The sequence below is a fragment of the Rothia koreensis genome (genome assembly GCF_004136575.1).
Classification (GTDB): domain Bacteria; phylum Actinomycetota; class Actinomycetes; order Actinomycetales; family Micrococcaceae; genus Rothia; species Rothia koreensis.
The window spans coordinates 50,076-69,073 of the sequence record NZ_NOIQ01000010.1 but is presented as its reverse complement, the minus strand read 5'-3'; the positions used below and the strand labels follow the sequence as shown (position 1 = coordinate 69,073).

Below are 18,998 nucleotides of genomic sequence, written 5' to 3'. Positions count from 1 at the left end.
CGGGGCCGGTCAGAACACCCCGGGACAAGAGAACGAACAACCGTCAGGAGCATAACCACGTGTCTGCAACCCCCGCATTCCACGGCGTCATCCCGCCCGTCGTCACCCCCCGATCCACCGACGGCGAGATCGACCGCAAGGGTCTCGAACGGGTCGTCCGTCACCTCATCGACGGAGGAGTGCACGGCCTGTTCATGCTCGGTTCCTCCGCCGAGACGCCCTATATGAGCGATGACGAACGGAGCACCGTCGTCGAGCTGACCGCCGAGATCGTGAACGGGGCGGTGCCCGTGATCGTGGGAGCCAACGACCAGACCGGTGTGCGGGTCGCGGAAGAGGCGCGGCGGATGACCCGGCTCGGTGCGGACGCTGTTGTGGCCTCCAGCCCGTACTACGTGATCACGAACCAGAACGAGATCCTCGATCATTTCCGCATGGTGCGGGATGCCGTGGATGTCCCGGTCTTCGCCTACAACGTTCCCGTTCGCACCCACATCCCCTTGGGCGCGGACCTGCTGGCCCAGTTGGCTCACGAGGGTGCGATCGTCGGGGTCAAGGACTCCTCCAACGACGACGTCGCCTTCCGGCAGCTCGCGCTCGCCACCCGCGACGTCGCAGGGTTCTCGCTGTTCACGGGGCACGAGGTCGTGTGCGACGGCGCCATGCTCTCCGGGGCCGACGGTATTGTGCCCGGGCTGGGCAATGTGGATCCTTCCGGCTATGTTCGTCTGTACGAGGCGGCGGCAGCCGGGGACTGGGAGGCCGCACGTCGTGAACAGGACCGCCTGGTCGATCTGTTCACGATCGTCGGGTGCCCGGACTCGAACCGCGTTTCCGGCGGCGCCGCAGGACTGGGCGCGTTCAAGACCGCACTGGTCGAACTGGGTGTGATCTCGTCGAATACAATGTCCAAGCCGATGGCGGCGCTCAACGAGAACGAGGCCGCTTCGATTCGTACGATCTTGGAAAGGACCGGACTCCTATGACCCATGCCGCGGTCGCCCTCGACCTGGGTGGAACGAAAACGGCGGGAGCGCTCATCACCGCCACGGGAGAGATCCTGGGGCAGGCTGCCGAACCCACGCCGGCCCAACGCGGGGCGTCCGCGGTCATGGCCACCGCGGCTTCGGTGTCCAGGACACTGCTCGACGAGGCCAAGGAGCGCGGGATCGAGGTCCGCCCCGTGCTCGGTATCGGGTCGGCCGGCGCCATCGACCCCTACACCGGCAACGTCCTCTCGGCGACGCCCAACATCCGCGACTGGACCGGGGCCGCGCTGTCCCGCGACCTGGCCGCACTGTTGGAGGACGTTCCTGGCCGGCCCATCACGACCGTCCGACCGGTCAACGACGTCCACGCGCATGCGTTGGGCGAGGCGCTGTACAGGAAGAACCACGGCATGACGGCGGAAGGGACGATGTTCCTGGTCGCCTTCGGGACCGGCGTGGGAGGCGCCATGCTGATCGACGGCAAACCGCAGGTCGGCAAGCATTTCGTGGCCGGTCACGTGGGCATGACGCCGATGCCTCATCACCGGGACTCCGAGCTCTTCGCGGCCGGGTCGAAGACGCCCGAGCACATGATCCTCGAAAACGCGTGCGGCGGCGTCGCATTCGCGGATGCCTATCGCAGCGCCGGCGGACAAGCCGAACTCAGCACGGCCCGCGAAGTGTTCGCACGGGCGGATGAAGACGCTTCCGCACGTCGAGTCATCAAGGCGTCGGCGGAGATCGCGGGGGCATTCCTCGGCGGAATCGTCAACATGATCGACCCGGACGAGCTCGTGCTCTCCGGCGGTCTGGCCGCTTCGGGGCATTCGTGGTGGGAACCCATGATCGAGACCTTCCTGAAGGTTCGTCTGCCCGGGATCACCACGCGCCCGGTGGCCGCCTCGTCCGGGGACATGGCAGCCCTCCTGGGTGCGGCTTCGCTCGCCTGGTCGGACCGTAACCCGGCAGCCCCCACGGACTGAACCTGTGCCCTCCGGGCGGAAAGGAACCCATGCTCCTCACCAATGAACAGCTCAACGGCCTGAAAGGGCGACTCGTCGTTTCGGCCCAGGCATACCCTGGTGAACCCATGCGGGACCCCCGGACCATGGCCCAGGTCGCACAGTCGGCCGTGCTCGGTGGGGCGGCCGCCGTCAGGGTTCAGGGACTCGCGGACATCCAGCACGCGCGGTCGGCCGTGGAGGTGCCCGTGATTGGTTTGTTCAAGGACGGTCACGAAGGGGTCTTCATCACCCCGACCCTCCACCACGCACTTGCCGTCGCCCAGGCGGGTGCCCACATCGTGGCGCTCGACGGGACCCGGCGGGATCGACCCGATGGTCGCAGCCTGAGGGAAACGATCGCCGTGATCCACGAAAAGACCGGGGCGATGGTCATGGCCGATTGTGGCTCTCTCGACGACGCACTGGCTGCCGTCGACGCCGGCGCGGACGTTCTCGGAACGACCCTCGCCGGATACACGGGCGAACGCCCCAAGACCGATGGCCCGGACCTGGAACTTATCGAACAGATCGCGGCGGAGGGCACCGGCCGGATGCTCATCGCCGAAGGACGGATCCACACCCCGGCCCAGGCTGCATCTGCCCTGTCCGCGGGAGCCGACTCCGTGGTGGTCGGGACCGCGATCACGCATCCGACCAGTATCACCTCCTGGTTCGTCGACGCCCTGCCCACCACGGACTGAACCCGTTCGCTCGGGGTATGGCGCGGGGTGGCGAGTCGATGGGGGCGGCCGGGTCGTCGGGGCCGCCCCGACGTCGCCGTCGTCCGTGTCCGGGTGCGGTGCTCGTTCCTGGGGCGGTTATTTGTGGCGGTGATCCGGGGTGGCGCTGGGTGGCGAACCGGGGTGGCGCTGGGTGGCGGTTGCCCGATTGCGAGGAGCTTGCCGCCGTTAGGTGGCCGTTCAGCCACCACCTAACGGCGGAGATCGGCTCCGAATCGGGTAACCGCCACCTAACTTGAGGTGTCGGGAGCGGATGCGAGGCCTGGAACGGCTGGAAAGCGCCCCCGAATCGGGTAACCGCCACCCAACGCGGACAGCGGCCGGCCGAATCGGAGAGTCGCCATGACGAGGGCCGGCCAATGCACGTCATACAGCCGGCCCGCGCTCAACGACGGGCCCTGCCCCTCAGAGCTGCCAGGACGGGCGGTTGTCTCTGACGAAGTCGTAGTACTCCCGATTCGTCAACAAGGATGCGGCGGCCTCGTCCACGACGACGACGGACCGACGATGCAGCTGCAAAGCGGAAGCCGGACAGAACGCCCCCACAGGCCCCTCGGCCATGGCGGCTACTGCTTCGGCCTTGCCCTCGCCCGAAGCCACCAGCAGAGCCAGACCTGAATCCAGGATCGTGCCGATTCCCTGGGTGATGCAGTGGGTCGGAACCTGGGAGAGGTCGTCATCGAAGAACCGTGCGTTGTCCCTGCGTGTGGTGGGAGTCAGCGTTTTGACGCGAGTCCTGCCCGCGAGTGAAGAGCTCGGTTCATTGAACCCGATGTGACCGTTGCTGCCGATACCGAGGATCTGGAGGTCGACCCCGCCCGCTGCTCGAATCGCCTCTTCGTACTCCTCGCACGCCGTCGGGACGTCTACTGCGTGACCCTTCGGCACGTGCACGCGCTCCGGGTCGAGCCCAAGTCTCTCCGTGACTTCTCTCCGCACGACCTCCGCATAACTCTGGGGGTGGCCCTCGCTCAAGCCGACATACTCGTCCAACGCAAAGGCGCTCACCCCGGACACGTCCAGGCCGTTGCGCACCCGCTGCTCGAGGGACCGGTACGTCGGAACGGGGCTCGAGCCGGTCGCAACACCCAGAACCGCATCCGGTTTTCTCCGAACGAGTTCGGCAATGCGTTCCGCCGCGACGTCGCCGACGGACTCGGGATCAGGGACAACGATGATTTCCATGCCTCCAGCCTACCCCTTCACGACCGAATTGGTACGTACCAATAACGTCGTTCAGATGATCCGTGTATGTTTGGTTCGTACCAATACGCAAACAGTGGGTGATGTCCGAGGATGACCGCAGGCGAAACCGAGATCGTGCCCAAGTACCTTGCGCTGGCCGCCGCGTTGGAGGCCGACGTCGTCGCCGCCGGTGAGCCGCACGAGGCGCTGCCGACGGAGAGGACCCTGCAGGAGGAGTACGGCGTCAGCCGGGCCACCGTGCGTCGAGCCATCGCCCACCTGGTGGCCTCCGGCGCCGTCTACTCGGTCCGTGGATCGGGGACCTATGTCGCTGATCCGAGCATGATTCGCAAGGGCCTGCGGCTGACGTCGTTTTCTGAGGACATGGACGAGCGAGGGCACCGGCCGACCAGCGAGACCCTGGGCAACGACGTCGTCCCCGCAGACGAGATCCTGGCCGAAAAATTGAACGTGCCGGTCGGCGAGGAACTCGCCCGGATCCACCGCCTGCGGCTCGCGGACGGCCTGCCGATGGCACTCGAGCTGGCGCGCATCCCCTTGAAATTTTTTGGTGGCAGCCTGCCTGATCCTCGTGGTTCCCTCGACGAACAATTGTCCCGACGGGGGCACCGCGCGGAATCGGCGGATCAATCGATCCGCGCGGTCAACCTTGGGTTTGAGGAGGCCAATCTGTTGTCCCAGCCGGTCGGAGCCGCGGCGCTTCGCGTGGAACGATGTGCTCGCGACGTTCTGGGGCGGCCTGTCGAATGCACAGAGACAACCTACCGAGCGGACCGGTACGGTTTCGACCTCAGCGTCGTCCGCGGAGCGAAGGACTGAACCCATGAATACCCTGATCCACAATGCGCGCCCGACCGAGACGCTGCGGGACGTGCCCGTTTTTGCCGACGTTCCCGCAGACGTTTTGACGGCGGACTCGGGACCGGTCTGGGTCGAGTGCGACGACGCCGGCGTGCCGATCCGCGGCGGGCTGGGGGACTCCTTCCACCGGGACGCCGGGAGTGCTGTGGGGTCGCTCCCGCTCGACGCGTCCGGCATGTTCCTGAGTGCCCCATTCACCGACATTCACTGCCACGGAGCGGGCGGGTACGCGTATGAGGACGGAGACAGCCTGCCGACCTCATTGTCGGTGCACAGGGACCACGGGACGGGGCGGGCGCTGGCCTCGTTCGTCGCGAACCCGCTGGACGAACTGGAAGATTCCTTCCGGCGCGTGGCGCGGGCCATCACGACCGGCGAGGGCATCCCCGCGGGCTTTCGGCTGGAAGGCATCCACGCCGAGGGCCCGTGGCTTTCGCCCGCGCACAAGGGCGCGCACCGGCAGGACTACCTGCGACCGGCAACGCTCGACCAGGCGAAGCGTCTGGTGGATGCGGCCGGCGGCTACCTGCGTCAGGTGACGCTGGCCCCTGAACTCGATGACGACCTTGCGGTGACCCGATACTTGGTGGGGCAGGGGGTGCGCGTGGCCGTGGGGCACACGGATGCCGACTACGAGACTGCGTTGCGCGCCTTCGACGCCGGAGCGTCGATTCTGACGCACGCCTTCAACGCCATGAACGGAATCCACCACAGGCACCCCGGTCCGGTGATTGCCGCGATGGAGTCACCTCACGTGGTTGCGGAAATCATCGCCGACGGGGTCCATATTGCGCCCGAGGTGGTCGCGATGCTGTTCCGCGCCATGCCGGGTCGGGTCGTGCTCATCACCGATGCCATGTCCGCCACAGGCCAGTCCGACGGCGACTACAGGCTCGGTTCCCTGGACGTTCGGGTGGACGATGGCATCGCACGGTTGACCACCCCGGACGGCAGCCAGGGCGCCATTGCCGGTTCAACCCTCACGATGGATCAGGCGGTGCGGACCGTGGTCGAGGCCGGTATCGACCTCGACGAGGCGTTGACGGCGGCCACAACCCGACCGGCCAGGGCCGTGGGGTTGAATCCGTGGGCCGACGGTTTGCCGCTTCGACTCCTCGACGAGGGTCTGTCTCCGGTCGGAGGCCTCATTCCCAGAACATAGATTCGACGTCCACGCCCCTGATCATGAGCTCCTCGTGGAGTGCATCCCTGCATTCGATGGGCAGGGCGAGCGACCCGATGGTGTCATCCGGACCGAGATACGGGGTGACCTGGTCGAATCCGATGCGGAACCGGGCCAGCGACCGGCACAGTTCCATGATGTCGGAAAGGTCCTCCTCCGATGCGAAGACCCAGAAGGAATCTGCTTCGGTCAATTGGAAGAGGCCGACCGGGTAGCCCCGGCCGTCCACGGCCCGGCGTCGGACCCAACCACCGGGACCGCCGGGGCCCAGCGGTGGACAGATCGGGTCGAAATACCAGGACTGCGCCTGCGAGAGCCAGTCGGGAACGTGGGGTGCATAGACCACGGCGTCCTCGCCCTCGGGCCATTCCGTTTGTTGGAAAATAGCCGATTCGATGGCATTCCAAAAGACGGATTCGTCCCCCTCGATCCCGACGCTGTTCATGTCCTCGGGCTCGGGGTCCGGATCGAAATCGAGAGGGTCTTCTTCGCCGGTGTCCCAATACGTGGTGCGTGTTGCGAGGTCAGCCGTCAGCAGGAAGGTTTCAACCTGTTTCAGGTATTCGGGATCACCCAGAACAACCGTTTGGTCGTCGAAGTGGAAGATATAAGGAGTCCGGGCTTTGAAACTCGGGTTGATGTTTATCATCCCTTCCTCCTGCTCGTGTCCGTACGGTTCATGATTATTATTCATGGATCTCCCCTTCTTTGTCCCGGGTGCTCCCTGAGAGCGGAAGCCTGTCCCACGATGTGGCGTTCCTGCGCAGCGCCGTGAACCCGCCCAGAATCGACAGCGAGTCCGGATTGGTGGGCCAGTAGTCCGTCAGGCTGGGGGAACTGACGATCACGGCTGCCCACTGTCCGCGGGAAACGGCGACGTTGAGACGGTTGGGGGAGAGAAGAAAGTCCATCCCGCGGGGTACATCCTCGGCAGAGGAAGCCGCCATGGACACGATGACTACCGGCGCTTCCTGCCCTTGAAACCTATCGACGGTCCCGACCCGGACCCCCGTCTCATCCTGATCCGAAAGCCCCGCTTCTTCCAGGGCTTCACGAATGACTTCCACCTGGGCGTTGTAGGCAGCCACGACGAGGACATCGTGAGGTTCCAGTGGCCTGAACGCTTGGTCCGGCGCATGTCTCCAGCTCCTTCCGACGAGTTCGCTCGCAAGTTCCACCACACGTGCCGCTTCCTCGGGAGACGAGGTCGCGTTGCCCGTGTGCGGAACGTCGAGGCGGTAGACCCCGGGTTTCGTGTCCGCGAGCATCCTATGGGCGGCGGCCGACGCCGAGTGCAACCGCCCCTGATAGGACAACGTGGACACTGGGGCACACAATTCCGGATGCATACGCCACGAAGCGTCGAGGAAGTAGCCGTATTCCTGCGGGAGAGTCCGTGCCCCCGCGGAGAGCCAGCCCAAGGCCGACTCGTCGACCGGTTGCGGATGACTTCCCTGGGTGACCTGGGGCAGTTGTTGCGGGTCTCCCAGAAGCAAGAGGTTCCGAGCCGACTGGGACACGGCCAGCATATTGGCCAGTGAATACTGCCCGGCTTCGTCGATCACCAGGAGGTCCACGCTGCCCGGCGCGAAACGATCCTGGTGCGCGAAGTCCCAGGCTGTTCCGCCGTAGATCCTGCCACCGGGTACCGGCGATTCCCCCGAGGCGGCTTCGGCCATGAACGAAGGGATGTCCTTCTGGGCGATTTCTCGCCAGGGCACCCGCGGAACGTCCTCGTCGGTTGAGGTCTTGGATCTCTTGGCCTTGGCGATGGCTTCGCCGGGCACGCCGCCGTTGACCATGCACCCTTTCAGGAGGTTCTCGATTACGGCGTGGGATTGGGCGACCACACCGACCGTCCATCCTTCACGGACCAACCGTCCGATCACGTGGGAGCCGACGAAGGACTTTCCGGTTCCGGGAGGGCCCTGAACGGCGACATACGAGTTCTCGAGCCGTGACACCGCAGCGTGGATCGCGTCCGCCATGGGGATCTTGCCGTCGCCGAGCCCCGGGTCGCCGACGCGCGGAAGGGCCCCGCCGTCGGCGAGACGCGGCGGCCGTCGAGCCACAATGTCCAAGCCGGCGGCGCGGGGGAGGTGGGGCAATGCCGCATCCACTTCCTCAGCGAGCATCGCCAAAGAATCTTCCTGGGCCTTCGTACGTATCGGGGCGGGTGGGGTTGAGGCCATGGGCAGTTGATCGAACGATTCCGCACCCTGCGGCCGTGACTCGACGACGCGAATGCGCACATGCCCAGGAACCTCCGTCTGTTCCAAGGATTCGAGGGTCAGGCGCGCATCACTGGCTCGGGAAGCAACGGCCTGTCCGCCCCTTGGTCCGGATTCGGCGCGCTGGCGTGCCTCACGGGCCTTGTCCTCCAGGTAGGGCGGCAACGGTGTCTCGTACATCGCGAAGAGGCCGGAATCCCCGTCCTTCAGGGCGGAGCCCTCGGCCAGTCGAGCCGTACCTTCGAGGATCCGTTTTTCGGTCCGTGCGCGCGGGGTGGCCTTGTGCCAATTCTCCTCGACCGCGAGGCGTTCGAAGACGAGAACGTCCCGCTGTGACTCCCAGTCCGCGACCGGGGCCGATAGCCGGTCGAAATGTGACCACCAGAATTGTTTGCGTTCGCGCCGGTAGTAGCCCGTCGCGCTGGAGACCATGGCGACGGCCCGGACGGTGTCCCGGAGGACGTCCGGGGCCAACCCGGTGGATTCCGGCGACGCCGTTTCGACGAAGTGATTCAGAGATGCTTCGACGGCTGACTCGCGGGCGTCCTCCGGAGGCTCGGGCTCCAGAGACAGGTCACGTGTTTCGTATGGCTGACCGACTTCCTCTTCGGCCGACCGGGAGACCAGGCCCAGCAGCCAATTCCGGAGACGTAGGGTCGAGACGCAGTCGTACCGGTTGTAGTCCCCGATGGAGTCCAGAACGGCCAGGGCGCGGTCCTGGTCGCCTGAGTCCCGGGCCAGGCAGTAGTCGGCGTAGGCCACGACCGATGCTGCCGCTGTGGTGACGTCGCCAGCGCGCAGCTGGTCGCCCATGTACAGGGGTTCCAGTTTCTTGATCGAGTAGGAGTCCTCGGAGATGCGCAGGCTGGAGCGAACGACGTCGTAGAGATCGACCAGGACTTCCTCCCTCAAGAGATCGTCCACGGCTTCCTCGCCGACCCCATGCTTCGCTGCCAGGTCCCGGAGGGCTCTCTTCTCATAGTTGGCATAGTGATAGATCTTCATCCCCGGGAACCGTTGCCTGCGCTGCCGGACGTATTCCAGGAAATCGAGAAGTGCCTGTTTCTCCTCGTCCCGGGAATGGGCCCAAAAGGGGACGAACCGGGGGTCCTCGGAAGAATCTTCCGGAGACTCGACCAGGCCGAAGAGGTACTCGATACCCCACGAGGAGTCAAAAGGATCCTGCCATAGTGGGTCTCCTTCGAAGTCGAAGAAGATGTCGCCGGGGTCCGCCGCCGGAATCCTGGTCAAGGGCGCCGAATCCGTGACCACATAGGAGACGCTCTTTCGTGTTCCCGACGCATCCGTGAAAGTCACCGTCTTGTCCGGAACCGCGCGCCCGGTCTGCAACGCGGCCTGGTCCCTCGCCGACCGAACGGGTGAGGGCAGGGAACGACCTTCGAGATTGGCGAGGTCGTCCACGGTCCGCACTCCGTAGCGCTGCCGAAGGAGTTTTCTCTGCGCCATGGACATCCCGGCCACCTGGAGGACATCCCGATGCCGCTCGACCTCAGCCGCGCAGTGCGGACACTTGCCGCATCTGGACACGGAGTCCTGCCACCAATCGAGGGGCTCGGCATCCGCGGCCATGCGTTCCCGCGAGACAGCCTCGAAACGGTCACGCCGCTCCTGATAGACGGCCATGAACTCCCCGACGTGGAAAGAGGCCCGTTCCCGGTTCCCGAGGACCAGAGTGACGGTGTCCGACACCGGAATTCCTGCGTTGTCCAGTTGGTCGGCGTAGGCGGCCAATTGCAATAGCGCCGTGACCTTGGCGTGACGAGCCAATTTGGTGTCGTAGACCGCGTATCGGCCGTCATCCTCCCGGACCAGGAAGTCCGACCTGCCATGGAATCTGCCGTCGAAGAAAGAGGCCTGGAAGACGACGTCGGCCCCTGACCGCAAGGCCTCGATGGACTCCCCGTGCTTGTCGACCAGAGTGCCCCAATCCATTCTGCGGGCGGGGTCGATTTCGTAGACTCCACGACCGGTCGCGGAGTCGTACGGACCGAAGCGCTCGCGGTACTCCTCGAGCACCGCCGCCTCGTGCTGGTCGCCCAGAACCGACGTGCGTTCGAGCATCGGGTCTTCCGGTGCCTCGAATCGGGGGAGGCGGCCCAGCTTCTCGTCCAGGAGATGGAGGGTGGCCCACGGGCATTCCGCGGCCCGTACGAGGTCGGATGCGGAATAGATCAGACCGGGGCGCGGATGAGCCGCATGCTGTTCCGGTACATCAACGAAGAACACGGCCACCTCCAGACTTGGCCTCGGGCGTCGTGCGAGGCGCTGAGTCCAGGGTACGGGGGCTGACTGACAAGTTAAGCGGGTTTCGAGTCTTCCGGTTCCGGGACTCCCAAGCGCTCGCGGTCCAGGGTCATGGATATCTGGTACCGATCCGACCGGTACGTCGAGATCGAGTACTCGAGCGGTACGGGTCCTTCCTCGGACCGGGCGAATGTGTAGCGGTGAAACAGCAGCACAGGGGCCGAGGGCTCCACCTCGAGGACGCGGGCGACCTCCGGCTCCGCCGCGGCCGCCTCGACGGTCTGTTCGGCGGTGCTGACCTCGAAGCCGGTCCCGGACAAATGCGAATACAGGGACTGCGTCAGGTCCTTGGCGAGGAGGAGGTCCGTCAGGTCCGGACGGATCCAGGACTCGTCCACGCTGACCGGGGCCTCGTTCGCGCGCCGGAGTCGCTTGACGCAGAGAGTTTGTTCGCCGTCCTCCAGGCCGAAGAACTCCGCCGCCCGCGGGGGAGGTGCGCCTCGATCGGCCACGAGAATCTCCGTGGACGGTTCGAAACCGGCCCGTTTCATGTCCTCGGTGAAGGACGCGAGGTGGAGAGTCGAACGGACGCGCCCGTGGGACACGAAGGTTCCCTTGCCGTGGATGCGCACCAGAACGCCCTCCGCGACCAGATCCGCGACGGCACGTCGAATCGTGATGCGGGAAACCCCGAACTGCTTCTCGAGGGCCCTTTCCCCCGGAAGCGCGGCACCCGGAGAGAGCTCTCTCCGGGCCAGCTCCCGCAACTCCGACCTGACCTGTTCGTGCTTGTGAACCACGTGCTCGCGCGCCTTCTCTACAGCAGGTCCTGAATGTCTTCGGCGAGGTTTTCGGCCTCGGGGCCGACGACGACCTGCACCATTCCGCCCGAGACCACGACCCCGTGGGCCCCCATGGCCTTGAGTGCGGCCTCATCGACCACGGACGAATCCTCGACCTCGGTGCGCAAGCGGGTGATGCATCCTTCGATTTCTTCGACGTTCTCGGCTCCGCCGAGTGCTTCCAGCAATTTCTCCGGATCGAACATTGGGTGCCTCCTGGCCTTGACAAGTTACGTCACGTGAATACAGTGATCAGAACCACTGGTTATAAACAGTTGTCTCGAGCGTACCCATAGCGCTCGACCTTCACAACCGCACGCTACTCTCGCACCCGCGGGAAACGAGGTCCCCATGTCTTCGTCAGACGCTTCCACCCCGGCCGCTGCCGCGCCGCGGACCAAGGGTGACGGCAACGCCATGAAAATTCTCCAACGCTTTGGCCGGAGCCTCATGCTTCCGATCGCGGCCCTACCTGCGGCCGCGATTCTCCAAAGGCTGGGGCAGGATGATCTTCTCGGACAATTCTCGTCCATTTCCACGGCCGCACAGGTGATCGGTGCCGCAGGTTCGGCCCTGTTCGACGGGCTGCCGCTGCTCTTCGCCGTCGGAATTTCCTTCGGTTTCGCCAAGAAGGGCGACGGCTCGACGGCGCTCGCGGCCGTCGTCGGCTACTTGGTGATGACCAACATCTTCAAGGTCATGTCTCCTGTGGTGCTGGACAGCAGCGCCACCGCGGCCGCCGGAGAGAAGCCGGAGATCGATTACGGCGTCCTGGGCGGCATCGTGATCGGTCTGACATCGGCCCTGTTGTGGCAAAGATTCCACCGGACCAAACTGCCCGACTGGCTGGGCTTCTTCGGCGGGCGCCGTCTCGTGCCGATCCTGACCTCGCTGGCCGCATTGGTGATCGCCGTGGTGCTCGCCCTGCTCTACCCGTTCTTCGACAAGGGCCTCGCCGCGATCGGCTCCGCCGTGAGCAGCAATACGGTTCTGGGCGCGGGAATCTACGGCATCCTGAACCGACTGCTGATTCCATTCGGCCTGCACCACATTCTCAACTCGATCGTGTGGTTCATCCTGGGCGACTACGACGGTGCCCACGGTGACCTCTCCCGGTTCTTCGCCGGCGATCCCAGCGCGGGCGTCTTCATGACCGGCTTCTTCCCGATCATGATGTTCGGACTCCCCGCGGCGGCTCTGGCCATCTGGCACGAGGCGAAACCGGGCCAGAAGAAGGTCATTGGAGGCATCATGCTCTCGACGGGTCTGACCTCGTTCCTCACGGGGATCACCGAGCCGCTGGAGTTCTCCTTCATGTTCATTGCGTGGCCGCTCTACCTGATCCACGCGGTACTCATGGGAACCTCCATGGCCCTGACCAACGCCCTGGACATACATACCGGCTTCGGATTCTCCGCGGGAACCATCGACTACCTCCTCAACTTCGGCATATCCCAGAACTCGATCTGGCTGATACCCATAGGCATCGGCTACGCCCTGATCTACTACTTCTTGTTCCGTTTCGTGATCCGCAAGTGGAACCTGCGCACGCCGGGCCGTGAGGAAGACGCCGGGGCCGAGGCCGCCGTGGGTGCTGGCGAGGGGACCTCGAAGCGAGTCGCCGCCGAGAAAACGTCGGCCACAGATTCCGGCAAGTCCGACGCCGGTTCGTCCGACGCCGGTTCGCCCGACGCGGCCCCGACCGATGGGACACGCGGCGAGGCCAGTCCGGACGACGCCGACACGGCGGGGCGAGACGGTGTGCCGGGTGCCTCCGGCCGACATGTGGCACAGTCCTCGGATCGGAACCCGGACCGAGGCCCGGACCCGGCATAGCCGTGGGGGCCTGAGGCGGCAGCTTCGTGCATGCCCCGAGGCCGAGGTGGCAGGTTTGTGCGAATTTCGGCGCGAAAGACGCACAAACTTGCCACCTCGCGCCGTGGGAAGCGGCTAGAAGTCCCAGTCGTCGTCGTCGGTCTCCACGGCCTTGCCCATCACGTAGGAGGACCCGGATCCGCTGAAGAAGTCGTGGTTCTCGTCCGACCCCGGGGCGAGGGCCGCAAGGATCTCGGGATTCACTGTGGTCTCCTCCGCGCCGAAACGCGCGGGGTATCCGAGGTTCATGAGGGCCTTGTTGGCGTTGTACCGGACGAAGACGGCGACGTCGTCCATGAGACCGAGGGGCTCGTACAGCTCTCCCGAATACTGGAGTTCGAGGTCGTACAGATCGTCGAGCAGACCCGTGGTGAAGGCCTGGATCTCTTCCCTGCGGTCGCCCGTGCAGGAGTCCAGGCCGCGCTGGAACTTGTACCCCGAGTAGTACCCGTGAACCGCTTTGTCTCTCAGGATCAGCCGGATCATGTCCGCGGTGTTGGTCATGGTCGCGTGGACCGAGAAATGCAGGGGGAGATAGAACCCGGCGTAGAGCAGCAGCGAGGACAGCAGAGTCGAGGCGACTTTTCGGCGCAGCGGATCGTCCCCGTAGTAGTGCACCAGAACCTTCTTGGCGCGTTCCTGCAAGAGGTCGTTGGCGACGGCCCACCGGTAGGATTCCTCGATCTGGGGCGTCGAGGCCAGCGTCGAAAACACGCTCGAATACGACCTGGCGTGGACCGACTGCATGAAGGCGATGTTGGTGTACACGGCCTCCTCGTGCTCGGTGCGGGCATCCTGGATCTGGCTGATTTCTCCGACGGTCGCCTGAACCGTGTCCAGCATGGTCAGGCCCGTGAAAACCCGCATCGTCAGTGTCCGCTCTTCCTCGGACAGACGCTGCCAGGCCGGGAGGTCGTTCGAGAGCGGGACCTTCTCGGGCAACCAGAAATTCGACGTGAGCCGGTTCCAGACCTCGAGGTCTTTCTCATCCTGGATGCGGTTCCAATTGATCGGGCGCAGTCGGTGGTTCGGGTCGTGACGAAAGGACGGCGGGGTCACCGAGATCTCGGTGAGGGGTCGGCGATCGGTCGATGGGGTCATGGTGTTCTCCTTCGAAAGCGGGGAGGGGTCAGAGGGAGCAGGACACGCAGTCCTGCACTTCGGTTCCGTTCAGGGCCGCCTGGCGGAGCCGGATGTAGTAGAGGGTTTTGATTCCGGATCTCCACGCGTAGATCTGGGCCCTGTTGATGTCCCGCGTGGTCGCTTCGTCGGTGAAGAACAGTGTGAGCGACAGCCCCTGGTCCACGTGCGGGGTCGCGGCGGCGTACGTGTCGATGATCTTGCGGTACCCGATCTCGTAGGCGTCCTCGAAGTACTCGAGGTTGTCCTGGGTCATGTGGGGCGCAGGAAAGTACACGCGGCCCAACTTGCCCTCCTTTCTGATCTCGATCCGGGAGGCCACGGGGTGCAACGACGCCGTCGAGTGGTTGATATAGCTGATGGAACTGGTGGGCGGTATCGCCTGCAGATAGGCGTTGTACATGCCGTCGCGCATGACCCGTGACCTGAGCACGATCCAGTCCTCGCGGGTCGGAAGATGCAGGCCGGCGTCGGCGAAGAGAGCCCGCACCCTCTCGGTTGCGGGTCTGCCGCTCGACTGGACGTAACGGTCGAACCTGGCCCCATTCGCGTAATCGGAGTCCTCGAAGCCTTCGAAGGTCTCCCGGCGTTCCACGGCGAGTCGGTGCGATGCACGGATCGCGTGGTAGGTCACGAGCCGGAAATAGGCGTCCGTGAAATCAAGCGCCTCGGGGCTGCCGTACCGGATGCGTTGCGATGCCAGGTATCCGTGCAGGTTCATCTGCCCCAGCCCGATCGCGTGGCTCGCCCGGTTGCCGCGTTCGACGGACGGAACCGCGCCGACGTCGCACTGGTCCGAAACGCTCGTCAGGGCGCGCACCGCGGTCTCCACGGTCCGGCCGAAGTCGGGCGAGGCCATGGCGGCGGCGATGTTGAGCGAGCCCAGGTTGCAGGAGACATCTCGGCCCACGGAGGAGTACGTCAGGTCCGGATCCATGGTCGATGGCGTGCTGACCTGGAGGATTTCGCTGCACAGGTTGGACATCCCGACCCGCCCGGGGTGGGGATGCTCGCGATTGACGGTGTCGTCGAACAGCACGTACGGGTAACCGGATTCGAACTGGAGCTCGGCGATGGTCGTGAAGAAGTCCCGTGCACGGATCGTGGTCTTCCGGATGCGCGAGTTGCGGACCAGGTCGTCGTAGTGCTCCGTGATCGACAAATCGGACATCGGGGTGCCGTACTCGCGCTCGACGTCGTAGGGAGAGAACAGGTGCATCTCGCGGTCTTCCTTCGCCAGCCGGAAGGTGATGTCCGGGACCACGACGCCGAGCGAAAGAGTCTTGATCCGAACCTTCTCGTCGGCGTTCTCCCGTTTCGTGTCCAGGAAGCGAAGGATGTCCGGGTGGTGGGCGTGCAGGTAGACCGCGCCGGCCCCCTGCCGGGCTCCCAGCTGATTCGCGTAGGAGAAAGAGTCTTCGAGGATCTTCATGACCGGAACCACGCCCGACGCCTGGTTCTCGATTTTCTTGATCGGTGCACCCGCTTCCCGAAGATTCGTGAGCATGAGGGCGACGCCGCCGCCGCGCTTCGACAGCTGGAGGGCCGAATTGATCGACCGACCGATCGACTCCATCGAGTCCTCGACGCGCAGCAGGAAGCAGGAGATCAGCTCGCCGCGTTGCTTCTTGCCCGCATTGAGGAACGTGGGGGTCGCCGGTTGATAGCGGCCGGACATCATCTCGTCCACGAGGTGCGCGGCGAACTTGCGCTCGCCCTGCGCCAGGTAAAGCGCCGTCGCCGCGACGCGGTCCGGAAACTCTTCGAGATACTCCGTTCCGTCGAAGCTTTTGAGGGCGTACGACGTGAAGAACTTGAAGGCGCCCAGGAACGATCCGAAGGTGTGCCCGAACTGATGGGCACGGTGGTGAATCTCCTCCAGGGCGTCACGCTCGTAGAGGTCCAGAAATTCGGCCTCGTAATAGTCATTGGCCACGAGCCAGTCGAGGCGCTCCAGGACGGAGTCGAATGTCTTCAGGCGAGGGCCGATCTGCTGTTCCAGGAAGGCGTGGATGGCTTCCTGGTCTTGGTCGAACTGGATGCGCCCCTGATCGTCGAACAGATTAAGCCGGGCGTTCAAGGCATGGTAGTCCTTGCGCGTCCCGATGCCTTCGCGGCCGACGTCGGTTGTTTCCGGCGAGAGCGTCATGCGGTTTCCTCCTCTTTCTGCGTGGTTTTCCAGAACTCGTCGAGTCCGTGGTCGATGGTCTTGATGTCGTGTGCATTGCCGAGCAACTCGAACCTGTAGAGCTCCGGGACTCCGCATTTCTTCGCGATCACGGGGCCGGCGATGCAGTAGTCCTCCCCGAAATTGGTGTTGCCCGCGGTCACGACTCCCCGAATGAGGGAGCGGTTCTGGGGGTCGTTCAGGAAGGTGATGACCTGCCGGGGGACGGCCTTTTTGGCGTCACCGCCGCCGTAGCTCGGCACGACCAGCACGTATGGCCGGCTGACCCGGATCATGCCCTCTGTGCGGGGACGAAGAGGTATGCGAACACTGGGGTGCCTCAGCCGTTGCACGAGCCGGTGAGTGTTCTCGGAGGCGCTCGAGAAGTACACCAGGCGGGGCGATTCGGTCGGTGGGAGGGTGCGGAACGACGTCGGGGGCCGCCTGCGGGAGGCGGATGGATCGTTCATGGCGTCCTTTCGTTGTTGGTCGAAAACACAACATGTTGTGCTGGTGGGCCCCTGAGGTGCGCATATATAGAAATACCACGTGGCAGAACTTAAAACTACGCCCAGGCGTAGTTCTTGACACGGCTCACATATGAAGGAAAACTCCTGCTTGTGAATGCCAAAGTGAAGGAAAACTCCGAAAGCTCTGATGATGCCGATATCCTCGGGTCCTTGAGAGCCGTGGAGGGCACGCTGAGCCCGGGGCCTGCCCGGGTCGCCCGCTTCATCCTCGAGGATCCGGCTCGCACGGTCCCGATGACGCTGGCGGACCTCGCGAAGGAGAGCCGGACCAGCGACGCCTCGGTCATCCGCCTGGCCCGCGCCGTCGGGTGCTCAGGTTTTCGCGAGCTGCGCACTCGCTTGGCCACCTCGATCGGCCGTGCGCAAGGGTCGGACGGGGGCGACCGCTCGTATCCCGCGGGGATCTCGGCCGAGGATCCCCCGGAGGTCGTCATGGCCAAGCTCGCGTCCAGCGACCGCGAGACGATCGCGCGGACGGAAGAGACCCTGGACGCGCACGCCGTCCGCGAGGTGGCCGGAGCCGTGGCAGGGGCCAGGCGGGTCCTCGTCGTCGGCGTCGGGGCGTCCGGCCTGGTCGCGCGAGACCTCGCGGCGAAACTGGGGCGTATAGGGATCCAGGTCCACATGGCGTCGGACGCCCACGACGCGCTCACGTTCGCCGTCCTGCTGACGGACCAGGACGTGTTCATCGGAATCTCCGCGTCCGGGCGCACGCGGGACGTCGTCGACCCTCTTTCCCTTGCCGCACGTGCCGGTGCCCGCACCGTGGCCATCACGACGCGCCCGCGCTCGCCGTTGGGGTCGGCCGACCATGTCCTCGTCAGCGTGGCGACTCGCGAGACCGGTCTTCGACTGGCCGCGATGACCTCCCGTTCGGGGCAGCTCTTCGTGGTCGACGCCCTGTTCACCATGGTCTTCCAACTGCGCGAGGACGAAGCCAGAACCGCAATCGCGCGCTCCCACGAAGCTCTGGCCTTCAAGCGACTGCCCCGAACCGCCCATACCCCCACCCCAGCATCGGAGAAATCATGACGACGGACGTGCCCACCACCGAGGCAGTCGACGAACAGTACTCACAGATCGACAGGATGCCGACCGCGGACCTGGCTCGGCTCATGAATCGGGCGGACTCCACGGTTCCTGACGCCGTGGGGCGCTGCGCCGAGGACATTGCCCTGCTCGTCGATCAGGCCGTGCCCGGGCTCCGCGCCGGTGGGCGCCTGGTCTATGCGGGTGCCGGGACGGCCGGAAGGCTCGGCGTCCTGGACGCATCCGAGTGCCCGCCCACGTTCAATACGGCTCCGGGGGAGGTCGTCGGTCTCATCGCCGGCGGTGAACGAGCCCTGGTTTCCGCCGTGGAAGGAGCGGAGGACGACGCCGCCGCGGGTGCCCAGGCCGTGATCGACCTGGACATCGGTCCGCTGGACGCCGTCGTCGGGGTCTCGGCCTCGGGCAGGACACCCTACGCCGTCGGCGCGGTCGAGGAGGCGGCGCGTCGTGGCGCCACGACGGGAGCGATGGTGTGCAACACAGGTTCGCGCCTTGCATCCGTCGCGGCGCACCCCATCGAAGTCGTGGTCGGTCCGGAGCTCGTGGCCGGATCGACGCGGCTGAAGGCCGGAACCGCCCAGAAACTGGTGCTCAACATGATTTCGACGATGAGCATGGTGCGGCTCGGCAAGACCTACGGAAACCTCATGGTCGACGTGCAGTCCACCAACGCCAAGCTGCGGGAACGGGTTCAGCGCATCGTGGGCGCGGTCACCGGGGCCGAACCGGACGTCATCGGGAAGGCCGTCAGCGCGGCCGACGGAAGCGCCAAGGTCGCGATCCTGACAATCCTTGCCGACGTCGACGCCGCGCGCGCCCGAGAGGAGCTCGAACGCGACTCAGGCGTCCTCAGAGCCGCCTTGGAACGCCTGGTCCGACCCCAGGACTGAACCAAACCACCCCGCCGTCAGCCCG

15 protein-coding genes and 1 pseudogene are annotated in these 18,998 nt (G+C 65.2%); 8 read left to right on the top strand and 8 right to left on the bottom strand.

The window, feature by feature from the left end:
- The first annotated feature begins 59 nt into the window (after nt 1-59).
- From EWU68_RS08460 to EWU68_RS08450, 3 genes are read left to right on the top strand one after another with little or no spacing between them, the layout of a single operon-like run.
- Nucleotides 60-986, top strand: coding sequence for a dihydrodipicolinate synthase family protein (locus EWU68_RS08460; protein WP_129315694.1), 927 nt, complete (start codon nt 60-62; stop codon nt 984-986).
- A complete protein-coding gene (locus EWU68_RS08455; protein ID WP_129315693.1) occupies nt 983-1,972 on the top strand; it encodes an ROK family protein in 990 nt (329 codons plus the stop codon). Before EWU68_RS08460 ends, EWU68_RS08455 begins: the two co-directional genes overlap by 4 nt.
- A 29-nt stretch (nt 1,973-2,001) precedes the next feature.
- Nucleotides 2,002-2,694 (top strand): N-acetylmannosamine-6-phosphate 2-epimerase, encoded by a 693-nt coding sequence (locus EWU68_RS08450; RefSeq protein ID WP_129315692.1) that lies wholly within the window; start codon nt 2,002-2,004, stop codon nt 2,692-2,694.
- A gap of 444 nt (nt 2,695-3,138) precedes the next feature.
- Here the strand turns inward: EWU68_RS08450 and nagB are convergent, their stop codons facing one another.
- The gene (nagB, locus tag EWU68_RS08445; protein ID WP_129315691.1) at nt 3,139-3,918 is read right to left on the bottom strand and encodes a glucosamine-6-phosphate deaminase; all 780 of its coding nucleotides are present in this window, start codon (nt 3,916-3,918) and stop codon (nt 3,139-3,141) included.
- A gap of 111 nt (nt 3,919-4,029) precedes the next feature.
- Between nagB and EWU68_RS08440 the strand changes: the two genes are divergently transcribed.
- On the top strand, nt 4,030-4,758 hold the full coding sequence (locus EWU68_RS08440) for a GntR family transcriptional regulator (protein ID WP_129315690.1): 729 nt from the start codon (nt 4,030-4,032) through the stop codon (nt 4,756-4,758).
- A 4-nt stretch (nt 4,759-4,762) separates the two neighbouring features.
- Entirely contained in the window at nt 4,763-5,962 is a 1,200-nt protein-coding gene (gene nagA / locus EWU68_RS08435) for an N-acetylglucosamine-6-phosphate deacetylase (protein WP_129315689.1), read from the top strand.
- Here the strand turns inward: nagA and EWU68_RS08430 are convergent.
- From EWU68_RS08430 to EWU68_RS08415, 4 genes are all read right to left on the bottom strand, one after another.
- Nucleotides 5,946-6,677, bottom strand: a complete 732-nt coding sequence (locus EWU68_RS08430) for a hypothetical protein (RefSeq protein ID WP_129315688.1) — start codon at nt 6,675-6,677, stop codon at nt 5,946-5,948. The genes nagA and EWU68_RS08430 overlap by 17 nt on opposite strands.
- Nucleotides 6,670-10,461, bottom strand: a complete 3,792-nt coding sequence (locus EWU68_RS08425; RefSeq protein WP_129315687.1) for a TM0106 family RecB-like putative nuclease — start codon at nt 10,459-10,461, stop codon at nt 6,670-6,672. Before EWU68_RS08425 ends, EWU68_RS08430 begins: the two co-directional genes overlap by 8 nt.
- Nucleotides 10,462-10,532: 71 nt before the next feature.
- The gene (locus EWU68_RS08420; RefSeq protein ID WP_129315686.1) at nt 10,533-11,279 is read right to left on the bottom strand and encodes a GntR family transcriptional regulator; all 747 of its coding nucleotides are present in this window, start codon (nt 11,277-11,279) and stop codon (nt 10,533-10,535) included.
- 17 nt (nt 11,280-11,296) lie between these two features.
- Nucleotides 11,297-11,527: a PTS sugar transporter subunit IIB gene (locus EWU68_RS08415; protein ID WP_129315685.1), complete on the bottom strand. Its 231-nt coding sequence runs from the start codon at nt 11,525-11,527 to the stop codon at nt 11,297-11,299.
- A 145-nt stretch (nt 11,528-11,672) separates the two neighbouring features.
- Here EWU68_RS08415 and EWU68_RS08410 point away from each other — a divergent pair.
- Nucleotides 11,673-12,890, top strand: a pseudogene (locus EWU68_RS08410) (PTS transporter subunit EIIC); the annotation flags it as partial.
- Nucleotides 12,891-13,271: 381 nt separating this feature from the next.
- Here the strand turns inward: EWU68_RS08410 and nrdF are convergent.
- Genes nrdF through nrdI form a run of 3 tightly spaced genes read right to left on the bottom strand, consistent with a single transcriptional unit; the run spans nt 13,272 to nt 16,973 of the window.
- Nucleotides 13,272-14,297 carry a class 1b ribonucleoside-diphosphate reductase subunit beta gene (gene nrdF, locus EWU68_RS08405; RefSeq protein WP_129315683.1) on the bottom strand — a complete coding sequence of 342 codons (1,026 nt, stop codon included), beginning with the start codon at nt 14,295-14,297 and terminating at the stop codon, nt 13,272-13,274.
- 28 nt (nt 14,298-14,325) lie between these two features.
- Nucleotides 14,326-16,485 (bottom strand): class 1b ribonucleoside-diphosphate reductase subunit alpha, encoded by a 2,160-nt coding sequence (gene nrdE / locus EWU68_RS08400; RefSeq protein WP_129315682.1) that lies wholly within the window; start codon nt 16,483-16,485, stop codon nt 14,326-14,328.
- Nucleotides 16,482-16,973 carry a class Ib ribonucleoside-diphosphate reductase assembly flavoprotein NrdI gene (gene nrdI / locus EWU68_RS08395; protein ID WP_129315681.1) on the bottom strand — a complete coding sequence of 164 codons (492 nt, stop codon included), beginning with the start codon at nt 16,971-16,973 and terminating at the stop codon, nt 16,482-16,484. The genes nrdE and nrdI overlap by 4 nt, the downstream gene beginning before the upstream one ends.
- A 150-nt stretch (nt 16,974-17,123) precedes the next feature.
- Between nrdI and EWU68_RS08390 the strand changes: the two genes are divergently transcribed.
- Together EWU68_RS08390 and murQ are read left to right on the top strand one after the other, a co-directional pair.
- Complete coding sequence (locus tag EWU68_RS08390; RefSeq protein ID WP_162421364.1) at nt 17,124-18,065, top strand: MurR/RpiR family transcriptional regulator; 942 nt, start codon at nt 17,124-17,126, stop codon at nt 18,063-18,065.
- Complete coding sequence (murQ, locus tag EWU68_RS08385) at nt 18,062-18,973, top strand: N-acetylmuramic acid 6-phosphate etherase (RefSeq protein WP_129315679.1); 912 nt, start codon at nt 18,062-18,064, stop codon at nt 18,971-18,973. Before EWU68_RS08390 ends, murQ begins: the two co-directional genes overlap by 4 nt.
- The last annotated feature ends 25 nt before the right edge of the window (nt 18,974-18,998 follow it).